This window comes from Chitinophaga caseinilytica (genome assembly GCF_038396765.1).
GTDB lineage: Bacteria > Bacteroidota > Bacteroidia > Chitinophagales > Chitinophagaceae > Chitinophaga > Chitinophaga caseinilytica.
Window position 1 is genome coordinate 5,145,285 of sequence record NZ_CP150096.1, and the last position, 17,643, is coordinate 5,162,927.

The window sequence follows — 17,643 nt, forward strand, 5'->3', positions numbered from 1 at the left end:
TTTTTATCGTTTGATGAGCCACACCTCGGCTACGCGGGAATGCTGTCGCCAGTTGAGGTGCTCTTCGTCGATGGCGTCCCAGGTTAATAAGAGACTGCCGGTTTTCGTCAATTCCTGCGGAACGGGGAATTCCTTGATCTCCCCGATCCCTTTGCCATACACGGTCGCTTTCAATCGCTGGCCGTTGGCGCGCACGAGGCTTTCGCCGTACCCGGAAATCCGCACGGTGTATTGCGCCGAGGTGTCGAGCCGGTCGTACCGCATGGCCGTGGGCCAGCGCATGCTCGTCATCCACGACAGCCGTTTGCGGCTCATCCCGCCGTCCCACCAGTCGAAGCCCGGGTTATCGCTCCGGCGCATGAGGGGGTCGGTGTTGAGGTCTTCTCCGCGCACCACGTGCTGGCTTTTTCCCACATGCCCGACGTCATCATAGAAACTCCCCGGCCCGGGATCTTCCCACCGGGCGATGGTGTCTATGGCCAGGCGCTGTTCCGCCGGGGGCAGTTGCCGGATGCGTTTGAATTCGTCTTCGAGCCACCAGCGGTTGTTGAGCGGGCGGTCCACGAAATCCAGCACAGCACCTCGTTCCGGCCCGGAAGCCTTGTATTTCTTCACGCTCGTCTGCAAAGCCACCGAGCGGAAAAGCGCCTCGCACAATTCCACGATCCGGTTCCGCCAGGCCGGCATCACACAGGAATCGGCCCGGGAAAGTATGTTTTCGGCTTCGCGCATCGCCTGCGGACCAGCCAGCAAAGCCTTACAGGCCGCGGTTTCCAGTTCGCTTTCCCGGATCTGGCGAAGCCGGGTATATGCATCATAATAAGCGCGGAGCAGCATCATCTGCCAGCGCCAGTCGCCCTTGAGCGCGGGCGCCGCAGCTTCCAGGCGCTGCCAGTGGCTCAGCGTAGCGGCGATGCCGCCGTTCTCCACGATTGGGCCTACCCAATTCCGCTCCAGCGCCAGGATGCCGTCTGCCGCCGCATCGCGGACGTCCGGCCCCCAGAAAAAGGAAGCGTACTGGCGGACGGTTTCCCGCGGATCGGCGTTCGCGTTCCAGCCCAGTTGGTTCCAGACCATTTTGTTCAGATCGTCGTGCGCCCCGTCGGAATAACCGATGAAGCCGTCGATGAAAGGCTCAATGGCGCGGTAAGCCATGGAATAGTAGTATGGTTGCGGGTTCACGGGCTCACGGCCCAGTGTGAACGCGAAAGCGGGATCGAACCAGGCTACGGGGAAATCGGCCCGCACGGTATGCGTGATGTCCGGGTAATGCCGCAGTTTGTATGGCGCAGATATGGCCGAACGGGTATCTTCCGGCGAAGGGCTCCCCGGGCCTACGACCAGCCCTGCCAGCCAGCGCGGCTTTTTATCGCGGATGTAATCGTACACGAATTTGCACTGGGCCGGCTCGAAACCTTGCAGCGACAGCCATATCATCGCTTTCGGATGGAATTTCTTCAGGGGAACGGACAGTTCTTCCAACAGCGGGATTACCAGCTCCGGCGGATTGTTGCCGGGATCGCCCCCGGGAAAGAAAACCGCGTCGAGGCGGGGACTTTCACGGAAGAGCGTATCGAACTGGCGAAGGAAGTAGTTGCGTTTGGAAGTGTCGTTCAAATCGAACGTAGCCGGCGTCCACACCCAATAATCGGCGTCATAACGCTGGCAGATTTCCGACATCCGGCGCGTCATCTCCCGCGACGACACGGTGAAATGCGGGGAAGCCGGCATGAAGGGAATGGCTTCGATGCTGTTGGCACCAAAAATGATTTGCTCGCGGATGTAGCGGTCGTATTGCGCCGGCGTCCATCCGTCGTAAGAATTCGCGAGGTTGCGGTAACCGATCTGGTGCCCGCGGATGGCCTTTTGCGGCGCGGCTTCCACATCCACCGAAACCGGCATTGTCACCGATCCTTTCCGCATCTCCATCAACCGCAACAATCGTCCTGCCCCGTATAGCAACCCTCTTTGCGGCGAGCCGGTGATCCGGAGCACCCTCCTCCCATTCCGATCGCCAGAAAGGATGGCGAAAGCCTCCGCGGCCAGCGGCCCTTCTTCCATCACTACCGCATCTCCGGCAGCAGGTAAAGTAGCCACCAGCGGCCACCGCAGCCCCGTTCTCCGGAAAACTTCCTCCTGCAGAACGGTGCCGGCGATATGGCCGGGCTTGCAAACGATCGATACCTGCCTCCACAGTCCACCCGGCGTATTACGGATAGCCAGGCAGACGTGCGGAAACAGTAAGAGGGTCAAAAGGATTCGTCTCATGGTTTCTTTACATTCTTCAGCAAATTCTGGCGGCCGGGCTGCTTCGTCAGCTCGAAAGCATCGTGCACTTCACCGTCCACCGTATAGGCAGTGTAACGTATGGCTTTGTCATCCACGCGGATGATCTGGTAAAATTGTTCGTGCGATCCCGTAACCGCCATCCATGGCGCGGGGTCGATCTCGTACATCTTCGGCCCGCTCACGGAAACGGCGTATACAGGGCCCTGGTTGCCATCGCGGCCACGGGCGTAGGTATGGTCGTGCCCGGTAAGCACGAGGTCTACCTTATACTTGTCCAGCAAGGGTTTGATGTATTCGCGGATGAACTTGTTGTCGCGGGTCTTTTTCGTGGAAAGCACCGGGTGATGGAAGGTCACGATCGTCCATCGCTGTTTGTTTTCCTGCAATACTTTTTCCAGCCAGTCGCGCTGCAGATGGAGGAGCCTTTCATTGATCTCGATCTCCTGCGAATTGAGGGAAATGAACCTTGCGCCCTGCACATCGGTGTAGTAGCAGGTTTCCTCCAGTCCGGCGGGCCCGTTTTCCGGCAACGCGAACTGCGGCCGCCAGAACACGGATACCTGCCCGCTGTCTTTCGGGTAATGGTATTCGTGGTTCCCGGGCGACATGAGTCCGGGAACGGACGCATGGATAAAGCTTCCCGCTTCGAACCACTGTTGCCATTCGTCGTAATTGTTGCCGCGGTTGACGAGGTCGCCCGCATGGATGATGAGCCTGGCGTCCGGCGCGGCCGACCATGCTTTGCGGATCGCGCGGGACCACAGGGAGCGGAGGTTGGTTTGCGCGTCTCCCAGGTAAATGAAGGAGAACGGCTGGCCGGGGAGGCCGGCGGTGCGGAACTGGAACCATTCGCTCCAGTCGTTGCCCTTCCCTACCCTGTACGCATATTCGGTGTTGGGCTGCAGGTCGTTGAACACGACGGAGTGGTACCGCGCGGCGATCGTATCGGAAATAATCCCGCTGGTGGCGGCCGGCACGCGGACGGCTTTGGCCGTGAACGCGGGATCCGGCGATGCCGGCGCGATCTCGGCGTAGCTGGAGTCGGTAACGGCGTTGGTTCGCCAGTTTACCGCTGCGGAACGCGAGGGATCGGCGGTTACGTTCAGTACGATGTTATCCGGCCTGGCCTGTTGCGCCCGGGCCTGTGGTAAGAAAAAGCAGGTGGCGAGGAGCCACCTGCCTGCATAGTGTATGTTCATAGATAGTTTACTTGAGATACCACATCAGCGTGGTTTGTTTGTCTTGTCCGAACACAGCCACGGCACGGTTGTACGCATCGAGGTTGGTGCGGGTTTCGCTGTCGGGGTACATATACCGTTTCGGCAGCGTTGTGGACGAAGACAGCGGGCCGAGCACGAATTTCGGGAAGCCGGTGCGGCGATGGTCGAACCAGCCTTCGCTGCCTTTCAGGAACATGGCGATCCATTTCTGGTTGATGAGCTGTTCCAGTGTGCCGTTGTATTTCACGACCGGCTGATCGAAGTAATTTGCGGTTTCCGCTTCGTCGAGCACGCCGTAAAACAGCATATTGGCGCGGATGCCGTCGTAATACAGCGATTCGGCGGTTTTGCCCGTCACGGTGATCTTGCCGGCCTGTGCGGCCTCGGCGAGGATGAAGCATACTTCGGAATAGGTCATGAGCGAAGCGGGGATCATGGCGCCCTTATCGCCGTTGAACATGGGCGCGAGGCGGGAGATGTAATCGTAGCCGCCGTTGTAGTCGTACGGTGCCTGGATGGCGTTGGGAACGCCCACGTAATCCCGCGTGTCTACGGTGCCGTGGGTTTTTACTTTTTCGAACCAGGCTTCCAGCCGCGGATCGTTCCGGGCGTAGAGCGCGTCGATGATTTCCTTGCTGGGCTTGCGTTTGTCGAATTCCTCGTAGGAAGTGGCCATGGTGCCGCCGGGCCAGCTGTTGTCTTTCTGCGTGCCCGCATACTGAACTTCGGCATTATCGGCATTGGATTCGAAGATGGGATTTTTCGTTTTGTCCGAAACGATGGCCTGCATTTCCGTGAAGGCAGCCGGGAAGTTTTTGGACATGCGCAGCAGGAGGCGGAGGCGGAGCGAATTGGCGAATTTGCGCCATTTCAGCGGGTCGGCTTTATACAGGCCGTCCTGGCTTTTGTTGATCTCGCGTGTTTGCGCCGCCAGTTGATCGTTGGCTTCGCGGAGCTCTTTCACCAGGTCGGGGTAAATCGCTTCCTGGCGGTCGTATTCCGGGCGGATGTTGCCTTCCGATTTGGACAGCAGCGCCTTGGAATAGGGCACATCGCCGAAAAGATCGGTGGCATAGGCGAAGTTGAACGCGCGAATGATCCTTGCATAAGGGAGATATTCCGGCTGACCGAAGTGCTCGATCATCTCGAACAGGCTTTTGTTGTACGACAGGCGGCTGTAGATACCGTCCCAGCTCTGCGGGCCCCAGTTGAACTTGTCGTTCCCCTCGTTACGCACCATGGTGATGTACCGGCCGGCGGATGCGGGTTTGTCCATATAGGCCTCCCGCTGGTAATCGGATGCGGTAGACAGAATGACGGACGACAGCAGGTATTCCGGATTGATGAATTCCGCGCCGTTCTTGTCTTCGTTGTATTTTTCGATGTCTTTCCCGCAGGCGCCGAGCATCAGCAAAGCGGCAAAAGCCAGGTATTTAAAACGTATGCGTTGCATAACCGTTGATTTGCAGTTTAGAAATTGAATCCAAGTTTGGCACCGAAGGAGCGGGTGTATGGCAGCGACCAGCTACCAACGCCCTGCCCGATCCCGCTGCCGGAAATCGTCATCGCCGTTTCCGGATCGTAGCCCATGTCGGCGGCGGTCCAGGTAAAGAGGTTCCGCGCGATGAGCGAGATGTTCAGGTTGCCGATTGGCAGGCGGCCCAGCATCTTTTTCGGGAAATTATACGTGAGCGATGCTTCGCGCAGTTTCACATAAGATGCGTCGAAAGTGGAACGGCTCAGGAAATCCCAGTAGTAAGCGCCGTAATAGGCTTCGGGCTCGAGGATTTTGTCGTTGAGCTTGTATTCGCCGGTAGCGTCGTCCAGGTAATACCCATACAGGATGCTGCCGTCGTTACGCTTTTCACCGGAACCATCCGTCCAGGGCAAGCCGCCGGTAGCCTGGTCGCGGCCGGGCAGGGTGGTTTTGGTGCGGCCGTCGCTGAGGAGGTTCTTGGCCACGTAGCTGTGGAACTGTCCGCCCTGGCGCCAGTCTACCAGCACGTTCAGCGCAAATCCTTTATAGCTGAAGGTATTGGAGAAGCCCACCATGAAATCGGGGTTGAAGTTGCCGATTTTGGTCCAGACGCTCACGCGTTCGTATTCGCCGCCATCGGTAATGAGCGGTTCGCCTTTATGGGGCCCGTCGGGAACGGTGGCCCAGCTGCGGGCGTACATATTGCCCAGTTCCTCGCCCACGCGTGCTTCGTAGTTCACGCCTTCGGAGCTGCCGAGCTGGTAAGCCGTCATCCCTTCGTCGAGCTCCAGTACTTTATTCTTGTTCCGGGTGAAGTTGGCGGTTACGTCCCACTGGAACGTTCCTTTCACGGGCGTACCGGTGATGGAGGCTTCGATCCCGCGGTTCTGGATCCGTCCGCCGTTGATCACTTTGTTGCTGTATCCGGAAGCCATGGTGGTCCCGATCCGCAGGATCTGGTTAGACGTTACGGAGTTGTACCAGCTGAAATCCACGCCCAGCCTGCCATTGAAGAATCGCAGGTCGGCGCCGATCTCGGTGGAAGTGGAGATGAACGGCTTGAGGCGGTTGTTCTTGAGCGTCCCGTCCTGCAGTGCGCGTTTGTAATCGGCCCAGTCCGCACCGAAATTATAGGTGTTATACAGCTGGAGCGGCCCCGGTTCGCCACCTACCTGCGCCCAGTTGGCACGCAGTTTCATGAAGGAGATCGGGCCGGATTTGATCTGGAGCATGTCGCTCAACACCCAACCGAGGGAAACGGAAGGATAGAAATAGGAATTGTTTTCGGGGGGAAGGGTGCTGGCCCAGTCGTTGCGCGCCGTCACGTCCAGGAAGAGATAGTTCCGGTAAGCGAGCTGGCCCATGCCATACACGCTGTTGATGCGCTGTTCCCATTCGAACATATCGTTGGTAACGGAACCCGCCGCAGCGTTCTTGATGCTGAAAATTCCCGGTACCGATAATGCGTTCGCGCTCTGGAAGGCAGACTTGAACTTCCGGTGCATCCGGTTCATACCGGCGGAAACGTTGAAATTGAAGTCCTGGTTGATATCCTTGCGGTACGACAATAAGAAGTCGGCATTGATTTCCTGCAGCCTTTCCGTTTCATAAGAGTAAGCGCCTCTTTTAGTGCGGATGGCGCCGAAGGGCCGTTTGCTTTCGCGGGCTTCGTTGTAATTGTCCATCGCGGTGCGGCCCATGAGGGTGAGCCCTTTCGCCAGGTCGATGTTCACTTCCACGTTACCCATGATGCGGTCGCGGTTATAGCCGTTGATGAATTCGTAGGCTACGAAGAAGGGATTGTCTACGCTGCCGGGCACGTGCGAGAATTGCTCGAGGCCTTCCTTGCCGGGTACCCAGTAGTTGCGCAGTTTGTTCACGTCCACGTTGGGCGTGGTGGTGTAGATGATATTGCTGGGGCTTTCGCGGTTGAACGTGGGCCTGTTGTTGCTGTGGTTCTTCGTATAGCCGACGTTGGTGCTCACCCGTACCTTCGGGCTCAGCTTGTAGCCGGCTGCGAGGTTGATGGTGTTACGGTCGAGGTCGGTATTGGGAACGATGCCGCCGTTCTTGAGATTGGTGAACGACAGCCGGAAATCACCGTCGTTGTTGGCACCGGTGATGGCGATGTTATTGGTGAGCGTGTAGCCGGTCTCGAAGAAATCCTTGTGGCGGTTGGGATAGGAAACCCAATCGGTCGGGACGCGGTTGCCGCTGCCGTCGAGCGGACTGTCCCACTGGATGTGCTTCGTACCGATATCGAGGCGCGGGCCCCATGATGAGGTGGAAATCGTTTCGTTGGAACCGGGGCGGTTGCCGGAGCCGAATTCGTTCTGGAACTGGGGGAACAGCCAGGCTTTGTCGAACATGGCGGAAGAGTTCACGGAAACGCCGAGGCCTTTTTTGGCGCCGCTGCCCGATTTTGTGGTGATGAGGATCACGCCGTTGAGGGCGCGGGTGCCGTAGAGTGCGGAGGCGCTGGCGCCTTTGAGCACGGTTACGGTAGCGATATCGTCAGGGTTGATGTCGGAGATCGGGCTGCCGTAGTCTACCACGCCGCGGCCTACAGGCTCTTTCGGACTGCGGACGCCGCCAGCTACGGGCACACCGTCTACCACATACAGCGGGGAGTTATCGCCGGTGAGGGTGCGCTGGCCGCGGATGTTCACGAACACCGAAGCGCCGGGGTCGGAGGAAACGGAGCGCACGTTCACCCCGGCTACTTTACCGGAGAGCGCGTTGGCTACGTTCACTTCCTTCACGGTAGCCACCTGGTCGCCTTTGAGCGTGGCGATGGAATAGCCGAGGGCTTTTTCTTCCCTTTTGATACCGAGGGCGGTTACCACTACGCTGTTCAGTTCCTTTACATCCGGCACCATGCTGATGTTCAGGTCTCCCCTGCCCGCGGGCTTTTCCTGGGTGGCGAAGCCTACGGAGCGGAACACGAGCACAGCCGATGATCCGGCCACGCGGATGGTGTAGCGGCCCTGTGCGTTGGTGGCCGTGCCGTTGGAGGTGCCTTTTTCATGCACGCTCACGCCGGGCAGCGGCTCGTTTTTGTCGTCCGTTACCACACCGCTTACCTGGAGGTCAACGGTTTTGGCGGCGGCGGGAACGGCGATGGTGCGGATGGCGTAATCGCGCGCGGAAATCCGCACGGCCTGGAGGCCTGCGGGGGCAAGTACTTTAGCCAGCTGTGTTTCCAGCTGGGCGGCAGGGATACGGGCATAGCGGTCGGCCACCAGTTTGCCCTCCACCTGCGCGGCGGAATAGCTGAAGGCCACCTGCAGACTGTTTTCAAGGGCGGTGAACATCTCCTTCATGGAGATCATGCCGGCATGGCGTCGGGCATCGGTGCCGCGCACCATGGCGTCCTGCGCACGCGATTCCGCGCAAGCGAGCAGGATGCATAGCACCGCGCAAAGCTTCGTAAAGCTCTTTTGCATAAGTGTAAGTTTTAAAGATCTTATTCGAGAATGATGAAATCTTTTTCTTCCCGCATTTTCAGTCCGTGCACCGTACACACCGCTTTCAGGAGCACTTCCGGCTGGCCCATGGGGGCAGACCCCGTGAAGGGCAGCGCTTCCATGCCGGGGCGTTTAAAGCGGACGTGCTTGCCGTAAAGGTCCTCCATGCGCAGGGCCACCGTTGCCAGCGTACCATCCCTTATCACCACGCGTTTTTCCATCCAGGCCGTGAACCCGCCTGCGGGCGCCTGCGTGAGCGAGATGCCCAGGGCGCTTTGCTGGAGGAGGTCTCCGGGCTTCATCTTCCGTCCGGATGCCGTTACGCTGCCTTCCAGGAGCGCGATGGCGGCGGAATCGTGCCGGTGGTAAACGTTGAACGCGGTGCCGGTCACCTCCACATCGGTCATGTTTGTATGCACCACAAACCGGGGATGCAATCCCTGCGGCGCGCGCTTCACCTTGAAATATGCTTCGCCCTGCAGTGTCACGGTGCGAACGTCTTTGCCGTTAAAAGCGGATGGGTAACGGATGGATGAATTGGCGTTGAGCCAGACTTCGGTGCCGTCTTGCAATGTGACGGTCGTGGTTTCACCGAAAGTGGTGCTGAGCGTGAGCATTTGCGCGGCCGGAGCCGGTAACCGCATCACGAGGAATGCTGCGATGGCCGCTGCGGTGGCGGTGGCGCCAATGATGAGCCTTCTGATGGGAAAGCGCCGGTTTTTTTACGGTCTTCCGCATCCAGCACGCCGTCTATGGCGGCTTTCAGGGCATCCATTTCGGCAGGGTCAACTTCAGTGGCATGAAATCTGAACGAACGCACCATCCATTGCGCCTCGCGCAGTGCCTCCCGCTTCTCCGGGTGCGCCGCGGCCCATTGTTCCCAGAACCGGGCAGCCGCATCGTCTGTGCGCTGCACCCAGGCCTGGAAGGAAGCTTCCGCCGCAAAATCCGCCGCTTCGTAATCTTGATATGACATAAGTAAGCCTTGTACGTAATAAGGAGGCATACAAGTGAGGAAATACCCTCAGGAAAAAGGAAGTTTTTTGGAATAATTTTTTCCCGGCATTAATAAATTGACAATCAACCCATAAAACATTTACCATCTACTATTTGGGATGAATGGTAGACACGATTTCAGGAAAATATTATCTAACAGGAAATCAGATTTTATGCAGACAGTCCGATCGGAACGAATCGGGCAACTTTCCCGCGGCGCTCCTAGCGGGTGTACAGCAGCGCTTCCGCGCCCGCCAGCAAAGGTTTCAGCTCGGTGAGGGCGCGGTACACGAGCGTGCGGGCGTATTTCACGGCTTTGAGCTGCATGACTTCCGCGATCTCTTCATACGAAAGACTTTCATAAAACCGGAGATACACCGCTTCCTTCTGGCGCAGCGTGAGCCGGCCGATGGTTTGCTGCACGTGGCGCTCCGCCATCGCGGCGTTTTGCCGGCTGATGAGGTAACTTTCGGGCGATAATTCCAGGAAAAATGCGGGCGCTTCGGCGTCTGTCAATTCGTGGGACCGCGGCGTTTTCCCCAATACTCTCACAAGTTTGCGGCGTACGGACACCAGCAGGTAGCTTTTGGGCTTTTCCGGCGTTTGAAGGGATTGGCGGCGGAGGTATAGGTCGGTGAAAAAATCCTGCAAGGTGTCTTTCACCAAACCGGCATCCTGCGTAAAACGGCTGCAGTAGCTGAAAAGAGGCGGGAAATACCGGCGGTAGATTTCGCCGAAAGCTTCCCGGTCCCCTTCCCGGAGGCGATCCCAAAGGACCTTATCGTCTTGCTGCGGATAAAAGGCGCCGGTGTTCATAAAGCGAAATTTAGGAATAAGGATCAAGAATGCAATCTACATCACCCTTCGCTGCCGTTTCAACCTATCATCGTAAAATAACCATTTTTTAATTTGTTACAGCGCGTGCGACGTTGCCGCTTCGCGGATGCCGAGCCGTTCGCACCACCCTTTGAAATCGCGGTGGATGCCTTGCAGCACTTCTTTCTGCTGGGGCGTAAGCTCCAGCACGTGCGCGCGGCTGATCGTGCGTACCGGTATGCCCCGCAGCTGCAGGAAATACTTCGCGCTCATGGGGTACGCGATGTGGATGAGCGGATCTACCCGGCGAAGCTCTTCCTGGATCCAGGCCACGTCTTCCGCCTTCGAGGGGTCGGCCGCGTTATTGCAAAGCCACACGAGGATTTCAGGATAGAAATTCCCGGAGATGGACGACATGCCCGCCGCTCCCATGCGCAGGGAATCCACGGCATTGGGCGTATGCGCATCGTAGAACTCGAATTTCGGATTGTTGATCGCCGCCAGTTTCTCCCGAACGCTTTCCACCTGGCAGCTCGTGTCTTTATGATAGATCAGCCGGTTGGAATCGAGCAGTGTTTTCAGGACTTCGGCGCTCAACACTCTTTTATACGGCGCAGGGCATTCGTAGAGTCCCAGCGGAATATCGCCGGTAAGGTCGAACATCTGATGGAAACGGTCTATCAGCACGGCATCCGGTTCGTCTACGTTCGCGAAATGCCCCGTGATCATGATCACCGCATCCACCCCCGTATCATGGATATTCCGGATGAATTGCGCCTTGTCGGGGATCGTGAGCCCGAACGAACCGGTGGCCACCACCGGCACGCGGCCGTTCACATAATTGACCACGTGGCGCGTCAGCTCCAACCGCTCATCTTCACTGATACTGTACATTTCGGAAGAAAGACAGTTGGCGAAGAAGCCCTTCACCCCGGCTTCCAGGTAAAAATCGATCAGTTGCTCCACCATGCCCAGGTCGATGCGCGCTTTCAGATTGAAGGGCGTGATCATCACCGGTACGAATTTCTTTTGCATAACAAACAGGGTTTTAAGATTGGGAATGAAGACGGCGCTGCATCCGTGAGAAAAGCAGTCCCGCCAGGAAGATCGCCAGCGTGCCCACCACGATCACCATGTGGATGTGAAGCGGGCTTTTGAACCGTTGCAGATCTTCCGGAAAATATTTCGACAGGCTCATCCAGAGGATCACGAGGATGCCGATGACGGTGGCGGCCACGGCCGCGGCGTTCTTCGCTTTGGAGATGATCCCCAGGAGGAAGAGGCCGAGCATGCCGCCGGCGAAAATGCCGGAAAGCTCCCACCAGATGTCCAGTATACTTTTAACACCGATCATGGCGATACCGAAGAAGATGGCCATGATGCCAGACACTACGGTGGCCAGGTGCAGGACTTTCATTTCCTCCTTCGGCGAAGGGTTGGGACGTACGTACCGCTGCCAGATATCTTTCAGGAAAACCGTGGCTGAACTGTTCATGCCGCTGCTGAGGGTGCTCATGGCGGCGGAAAGGATCGCTGCGATGATGAGCCCCAGCAATCCTGCCGGTACTTTCTTCACCATGAAATACGGCAGGATCTTGTCGCCGTAATCGGCCGGCGCGAGCGAGGAAGCCGCTACGCCCCTTTCCAGCGCCGCCTGCTCCCGCACAGCGTTGAGCATTTCCGGATGTTGCAGGAAATATGCATATAGTGCGGTGCCGATGAAAAAGAAAACCGCGCTCACGGGGAGGTACCAGTACACGCAGAGCCACACGCTTCTGGCGGCCTCTTTCTGGCTGCGGGCGGCATGATAGCGTTGTACATAGTTCTGGTCCATTCCGAAGTTGTTGAGATTGATGAAAAATCCGTACAGGAAAACCACCCAGGCGGTCGACGTGCTGAAATTGGTGAGGCTGAGGCTGCCGAGGGAAAATTTCCCTTCCGCCGAGCCCACGCTGAAAATATCGCTCACGCCGCCTTTCATCCCGTCTATCACCAGCCAGAGGATGATGATGGCGCCCGCCGTTTTGATGAGGCCCTGCAGCACTTCCGTCCAGATCACGGCTTCCATGCCGCCGAGCACGGTGTAGATAATGATGCAGACGCCGGTTACGGCCATGATGGTGCGCATGTCGAGGCCGGTGAGGGCTTGCAGCGCCAGGGCTACGCCGAAGAAGATGGAGCCCATCCGCGCCAGTTGGGTGAGGACGAAACAGATCATGGCGTAGGTACGGGCCCAGGGGCCGAAGCGGTGCTCGAGGTGCGTATAAGCGCTCACTTCGCCGCTGTTGCGGTAGAAGGGAACGAAATATTTTGCCGAAATCCAGGCGGCGGGGACCATCGACAGGCTGAACACGAAAGCGTTCCAGTTGCCGCCGAACGATTTTCCGGGAACGCCCAGGAAAGTGTTGCTGCTCAAAAAAGTTGCGTACAGCGAAAGGCCGAGCGCCCATCCGGGGATGGTGCCAGAAGCTGTCGTGAATTGTGCCGCATTTTTATTCTTTCTCGAAAAATATACGCCGATCAGGATCATTCCGAGCAAATACGCTCCGATTACCGCCAGGTCTGTAATAGGCAGTTGCTGCATGTCTTAAAATGCTATCTCATGGTTGATATTGCCATTCCTCACGTGGATTTGTTTTGTACCGGCTCTTCGTCCGATCCTTTGGCAAGTTGCGGAGATTTTTCTGGCTAAACAATGTTGAATGTTATGAAAAGAATAGCTTAAATTACTGCCGTGAAGAGCCAATCCAACGCCAACATTTCCACTGCATGGACCTTGCCCGAACAGCTGCAACGCAAGCTGGACGAACATCCGCTGGGCCGCAATCTATACATCACCGCTATCCGTTTTTATCCTGAAAATGACGCGAAGGAATGGGGCGAGCCGAAAGGCGCTCCGGTGTACAGCCTGTTGTATTCCGCACATGGAAGCGGCTGGTACGAAGTTTCGGGCGAGCGCCACGCCGTGAAAGCCAATCAATATGTATTGCTGGCGAAAAACACGCCGTTCCGGTGCGGCCCCGATCCCCGCAATCCCTGGCGGCTCTACACCGCCCAGTTCACGGGGCTCCTGGCCGACGAGCTCTGCGATTACCTCACCAACGGCAAGCCCATCCATACCACGCCGCCGCTCGTGGGCCGCATCGCGCAGTTCTGGGACATCCTCCACCATCTCGATCTCATGAACAATATCGAGAACCTGCTGTACGCCAACTTCCGGTTCTACAGCTTCCTCGGTACCTTCCGGCTGTCTGTCTTTAATTATATGAAACAGGGGTCAGACAATCAGATCGAGCAATGCATCCAGATCATGAAGCAGCAGCTCGACAAAAACCTCACCCTGGCCGATCTCGCGGCGCAGGCACATTTGTCGGCCTCTTATCTTTCCGCGCTGTTCAAGGAGAAAACGCGCTACTCTCCCATCCAGCTGTTTACGTCGTTGCGGATGCAAAAGGCCAGTCAGCTTTTGAAAGAAACGAACCTGACGGTGAAGGAGATCGCGCAGGAAATGGGGTACCCGGATCAGTACACGTTCTCACGGACTTTCAAGCTGATCATGGGTGTTTCGCCTAAGGGGTTTCGGGAGAGGAGTTAAATTGTAATTTTGCTTATTTGGCACCTATCATTATAAATATTATTTTTTAATCATATATTTGGTAGCATTTAATAGCATCCCTACATTATGATTAAATGGACTTTTGCAGTCATGACAGGTGTTTCAATATTTTTGGCTTCATGCGCCACATCAATGACTCCATCTCAAATAAACCGTCAACTACCTAACCTTACGACATCTACGTATCTGACCCAAACACAGGCGCAGGAAAAAATAAAAAGTGGTAAATGCAAATATTTGGTTAAAAACAGGGAATACGTTGCGCCAATCGGACTGACAACGAAGCAAGATTTAAAATATGGCGCCAAAGGAATTGATGAATGGGTGATACTTGATGGCGGCAACGCATATGTTTTGAAGAATTTCAAATGGGTGACCGTGGATAATAACGGCAGCACACAATTGCATATCGATTTTGATACAATGCTTTGTGATTGATCGAAATTGCAAATCCGCGCGGCGATTCAAATATTCTGATCACTTATCAAACTCAATCATCTCCACCCTATTCCCAAAAGGATCGCGGAAAAACGCGCGCTCCCGGCCTTCGATTTTCGATGTATAGGCGATGGCAACGCCGTTGGATTGGAGATAGGCTTTCGCCGCTTCGAGGCTTTCCACTTCGAAAGCAGGGTGCCGGCCGCTGGGGAGCTCGGTGGTCTTTTCCTCTTCCACCAGGTGCAATTGAATATCTGCGATTTCGTACCAGATGGCGTTGCGCGGATGCTGGCCGGGAATTTCCTTCAGTTGTAAAAGTTGCCCGTAGAATTGCCGGGCCGCGGTTTGCTGGCCGGTCGGGATCATGACTGCCACATGGTCGATCTTCGTAAAACGTATCATCCTCTGCGGGGATTTTATCGGTTTCCCCGCGCAAATATCCGTTAATCCGTACAAATTCCAGCTAAATATTTAGCACCCGTTGCCCCAATGGCCGGTTTCCCTGACGCGGGATCGTTGCGACCCTACCAAAAAATAGCCGTCCGGAAAACCGGACGGCCTTTTCCACACGTCTTTACGTTACAGTCAAAGGTATGATTTGACAGCTTCTTATGTAAACATGCGTTTATAAAATGCAGCGCCTTCGGTGGCCATTTCGTCTGTACTACCCGCCAGCGGCCGCCAGATGCAGGCGGCGCGGGCCAGTTCTTCGGACGGCTCGCCGAAAGTTTCGAGTACCACCGCGCCGCGGTACCCTATCTCGTCCAGCGCCTCCCGGATCGCGGGCCAGGGCAGGTGCCCCGTTCCGGGCGTTCCCCGGTCGCTTTCGTTGGCCTGCACATGCAACAGCAGGTTACCGGCTTTGCGGATGGCCGCCGGAATATCCTTTTCCTCAATGTTGGCGTGGAATGTATCCAGGGACAACCGCAGCGATGGATGGCCTGCCTCCGCGATGAGCGCCAGCGCCTGGTCTACCGTATTGATCATGTCCGTCTCGAAACGGTTCAGCGGTTCCACGCCCAGCAAAATCCCATGGTCTGCCGCTGCTGTGGCGGCAATGCGCAGGTTCTCCAGGCACCAGGCCCGCTCCTGCTGCTTCTGCTCCGCCAGCACGATGCGCGTTTTGCCCACGGCCGAATACAGCGGCCCGCCAAACAGCGGGCTCCCCGTTTTCTCCGCCAGCCGGATACATGCCAGGATGTAATCCAGCCCTTCCTTGCGGAACGCGGCATTGTCCGACGAAATATCGCGCCGCGGCCCGAATGCACCGCTGAGCGTGATATCGAGGTCCAGATCGGCCGTCATGGAAACGAGCAGATCCCAATCGATGAGGCCCGCCTGCTCCACTGCCACTTCCACGATGTCGTACCCCGCGGATTTGATTTTCGGCAACAGATGGAAATCCGCCGTTTTGAACGGCGACGCGTACACGAACGTACTGATGCCGGCTTGGATAGTAGTTTGCTTCCTCATTCGAAATCAGGTATTTGGATGCGTTTACCACCGTTCATGGCCGATTCATGCGCGCAGATGCCCGCGCAGGTGTAGTTGGCGGCGAGATGCGCGTCTACCGCGGATTCGCGCCCTTCTATGATGGCCGCCACGAATTCCTGCACCAGGTGCGGATGCGAGCCGCCATGGCCCGCGCCCTGGAGGAACGATACGTGGTTCGGATCGTCGATCTTCTCCCGTTTGGTGAAATGCGCGATCTCGGGGATGAGCATCTCGTCGGTATCGGGGCATTCCATCCGCCGGGCGTTCTCACCGCCGTCGAACACGGAATGACCTTCATCCTGCAGCTGCTCCCATTCGAAAGACATCTTCGTCCCGTACACATCGTAACTCTCGCGGTATTGCCTTACCACATCGAACAGCGAGCGGGTGGCCTCGGCCGCCACGTCGGAATTCTTCAGGGTGAAAGTGGCGGTTTCCACGGCAAATGGACTACCATAGCGGGATGCGAGGTCGTCGCTCAACCGGCCGGAACCATGGCAAACCACGGATTCCGCTTTTGTATTATTGATGCGCAGCAGCGGCGAAATGGCATGGGTACCGTTGAGCATGGGCGGATATCCTTTCCAGTATTCATCCCAGCCCGGCATGCTCATGTCCTGGATATGCGAACCGCGAACGAACTGGATGCGGCCCAGCTGGCCGGTTTCCGCCAGTTTCAGGCCGTACAGGAATTCGCGGGTATAAAGCGCGGTTTCCATCATCATATACACTTTCCCGGATTTGCGGCGCGCTTCCACGATAGCGGTACAATCTTCCACCGTCATGGCCATGGGGATGGTACAGGCGGTATGTTTGCCGGCGTTGAGGCTCGCGAGGGTCATGCGGGCATGCTCGGGAACGGGCGTCACGATGTGGATGGCGTCTACATCAGCGCGTTTGGGCACGTCTTCGAAGTGGGTGAAGATAAGATCGTCGTCGAGGTTGAAGCGCTCCTTCAGTTCCTTCAGCGTAGCGGGATTCCGCGTGCAAATGCCTACCCGCTTGATGTTGGGGTGTTTCTGGTAAATGGGAATAAATTCCTTTCCGAATCCCATCCCAACGATTACAACCGTGATCTGTTTCATGATATCCTGATTTTTTTGATGAGTGATAAATTAACGGCGGCCCGCCCATTTCACGGCGTTCCGCAACAGCGCCTGGTACGCCGCCAGCTCGTGCGATTTGGCGTCGTGCCCCAGCGCCAGGCCTACGATGCGCGCATCCGGATGTTCCACCACGAATACGGCGGGATGCGTCACGCCCTTGTCGTTGGTACTTTGCGCCAGCACGGTGATCTTCGCGGCGGCGGGGTCGGCGTTGAAGTGATACAGCTCATCGTCGAGCGTGAAAGACTTCGGCACTTTGCGCGTAACCGGATGTTTGCCTTTGAGCGCCACGGTGAAAGGACCGTATTGCTCGTGCGATCGGCTGCCGCCGCCAACAAGACGGGCGTTGTATTCCGGCCAGTCTTTCCAATTGTACCAGATGGCGGCGTGCGCCAGCACCAAACCCTTCCCGGCGGCGGCATGCGCGAAGATGGCGCTGCGGGTGGCGGGGTCGTTGATGGGCTGGTTGTTGGCCAGCAGGAGCACGTCCGTTTCGGGGAGCTGTGCGGCGATGGTAGCCGGATCGCTGGTGTAGGTGACTTTGGCGAGACCGTCGCGCTCCAGCGTGGCGGCGTCTTCCTGTTTGTACCAGCGCTCGAAATCATGCGAGCCGCCGCCGCCCAAGATGAGCACGCGCAGCGGGGCTTTCTGCGCAGCCAGCGGCAATGCGGCCAGCAGCAACACGAAAGCGAAAATCTGACGGAGAAAATGTTTGCTGTTCATA

General features: G+C 57.1%; 15 protein-coding genes. 2 read left to right on the plus strand and 13 right to left on the minus strand.

Annotated elements, in window-relative coordinates:
- Nucleotides 1-3 precede the first annotated feature (3 nt).
- The 9 genes from WJU22_RS21170 to WJU22_RS21210 all read right to left on the minus strand — a co-directional run bounded on the left by WJU22_RS21170 (nucleotide 4) and on the right by WJU22_RS21210 (nucleotide 12,849).
- Nucleotides 4-2,268, minus strand: a complete 2,265-nt coding sequence (locus WJU22_RS21170) for a hypothetical protein (RefSeq protein ID WP_341840166.1) — start codon at nucleotides 2,266-2,268, stop codon at nucleotides 4-6.
- A complete protein-coding gene (locus WJU22_RS21175) occupies nucleotides 2,265-3,488 on the minus strand; it encodes a metallophosphoesterase family protein (protein WP_341840167.1) in 1,224 nt (407 codons plus the stop codon). Before WJU22_RS21175 ends, WJU22_RS21170 begins: the two co-directional genes overlap by 4 nt.
- Nucleotides 3,489-3,495: 7 nt before the next feature.
- Nucleotides 3,496-4,962: a SusD/RagB family nutrient-binding outer membrane lipoprotein gene (locus WJU22_RS21180; protein ID WP_341840168.1), complete on the minus strand. Its 1,467-nt coding sequence runs from the start codon at nucleotides 4,960-4,962 to the stop codon at nucleotides 3,496-3,498.
- A gap of 17 nt (nucleotides 4,963-4,979) precedes the next feature.
- Nucleotides 4,980-8,432: a SusC/RagA family TonB-linked outer membrane protein gene (locus WJU22_RS21185; RefSeq protein ID WP_341840169.1), complete on the minus strand. Its 3,453-nt coding sequence runs from the start codon at nucleotides 8,430-8,432 to the stop codon at nucleotides 4,980-4,982.
- Between the two features lie 20 nt (nucleotides 8,433-8,452).
- Nucleotides 8,453-9,097, minus strand: coding sequence for a FecR family protein (locus tag WJU22_RS21190; RefSeq protein ID WP_341840170.1), 645 nt, complete (start codon nucleotides 9,095-9,097; stop codon nucleotides 8,453-8,455).
- On the minus strand, nucleotides 9,097-9,429 hold the full coding sequence (locus WJU22_RS21195) for a hypothetical protein (RefSeq protein ID WP_341840171.1): 333 nt from the start codon (nucleotides 9,427-9,429) through the stop codon (nucleotides 9,097-9,099). Before WJU22_RS21195 ends, WJU22_RS21190 begins: the two co-directional genes overlap by 1 nt.
- 242 nt (nucleotides 9,430-9,671) lie before the next feature.
- On the minus strand, nucleotides 9,672-10,265 hold the full coding sequence (locus WJU22_RS21200; protein WP_341840172.1) for an RNA polymerase sigma factor: 594 nt from the start codon (nucleotides 10,263-10,265) through the stop codon (nucleotides 9,672-9,674).
- A 96-nt stretch (nucleotides 10,266-10,361) separates the two neighbouring features.
- Complete coding sequence (locus tag WJU22_RS21205) at nucleotides 10,362-11,300, minus strand: dihydrodipicolinate synthase family protein (protein ID WP_341840173.1); 939 nt, start codon at nucleotides 11,298-11,300, stop codon at nucleotides 10,362-10,364.
- A 13-nt stretch (nucleotides 11,301-11,313) separates the two neighbouring features.
- The gene (locus WJU22_RS21210) at nucleotides 11,314-12,849 is read right to left on the minus strand and encodes a sodium:solute symporter (RefSeq protein WP_341840174.1); all 1,536 of its coding nucleotides are present in this window, start codon (nucleotides 12,847-12,849) and stop codon (nucleotides 11,314-11,316) included.
- Nucleotides 12,850-12,999: 150 nt separating this feature from the next.
- Between WJU22_RS21210 and WJU22_RS21215 the strand changes: the two genes are divergently transcribed.
- Together WJU22_RS21215 and WJU22_RS21220 are read left to right on the plus strand one after the other, a co-directional pair.
- Nucleotides 13,000-13,860, plus strand: a complete 861-nt coding sequence (locus tag WJU22_RS21215) for an AraC family transcriptional regulator (RefSeq protein WP_341840175.1) — start codon at nucleotides 13,000-13,002, stop codon at nucleotides 13,858-13,860.
- Nucleotides 13,861-13,947: 87 nt separating this feature from the next.
- The gene (locus WJU22_RS21220; protein ID WP_341840176.1) at nucleotides 13,948-14,319 is read left to right on the plus strand and encodes a hypothetical protein; all 372 of its coding nucleotides are present in this window, start codon (nucleotides 13,948-13,950) and stop codon (nucleotides 14,317-14,319) included.
- Between the two features lie 39 nt (nucleotides 14,320-14,358).
- Here the strand turns inward: WJU22_RS21220 and WJU22_RS21225 are convergent, their stop codons facing one another.
- The 4 genes from WJU22_RS21225 to WJU22_RS21240 form a co-directional block, all read right to left on the minus strand.
- Nucleotides 14,359-14,721 (minus strand): VOC family protein, encoded by a 363-nt coding sequence (locus WJU22_RS21225; RefSeq protein ID WP_341840177.1) that lies wholly within the window; start codon nucleotides 14,719-14,721, stop codon nucleotides 14,359-14,361.
- 207 nt (nucleotides 14,722-14,928) lie between these two features.
- Complete coding sequence (locus WJU22_RS21230; protein WP_341840178.1) at nucleotides 14,929-15,792, minus strand: sugar phosphate isomerase/epimerase family protein; 864 nt, start codon at nucleotides 15,790-15,792, stop codon at nucleotides 14,929-14,931.
- Nucleotides 15,789-16,898: a Gfo/Idh/MocA family oxidoreductase gene (locus WJU22_RS21235; protein WP_341840179.1), complete on the minus strand. Its 1,110-nt coding sequence runs from the start codon at nucleotides 16,896-16,898 to the stop codon at nucleotides 15,789-15,791. The genes WJU22_RS21230 and WJU22_RS21235 overlap by 4 nt, the downstream gene beginning before the upstream one ends.
- A 30-nt stretch (nucleotides 16,899-16,928) precedes the next feature.
- Nucleotides 16,929-17,642, minus strand: a complete 714-nt coding sequence (locus WJU22_RS21240) for a ThuA domain-containing protein (protein ID WP_341840180.1) — start codon at nucleotides 17,640-17,642, stop codon at nucleotides 16,929-16,931.
- Nucleotide 17,643 lies beyond the last annotated feature (1 nt).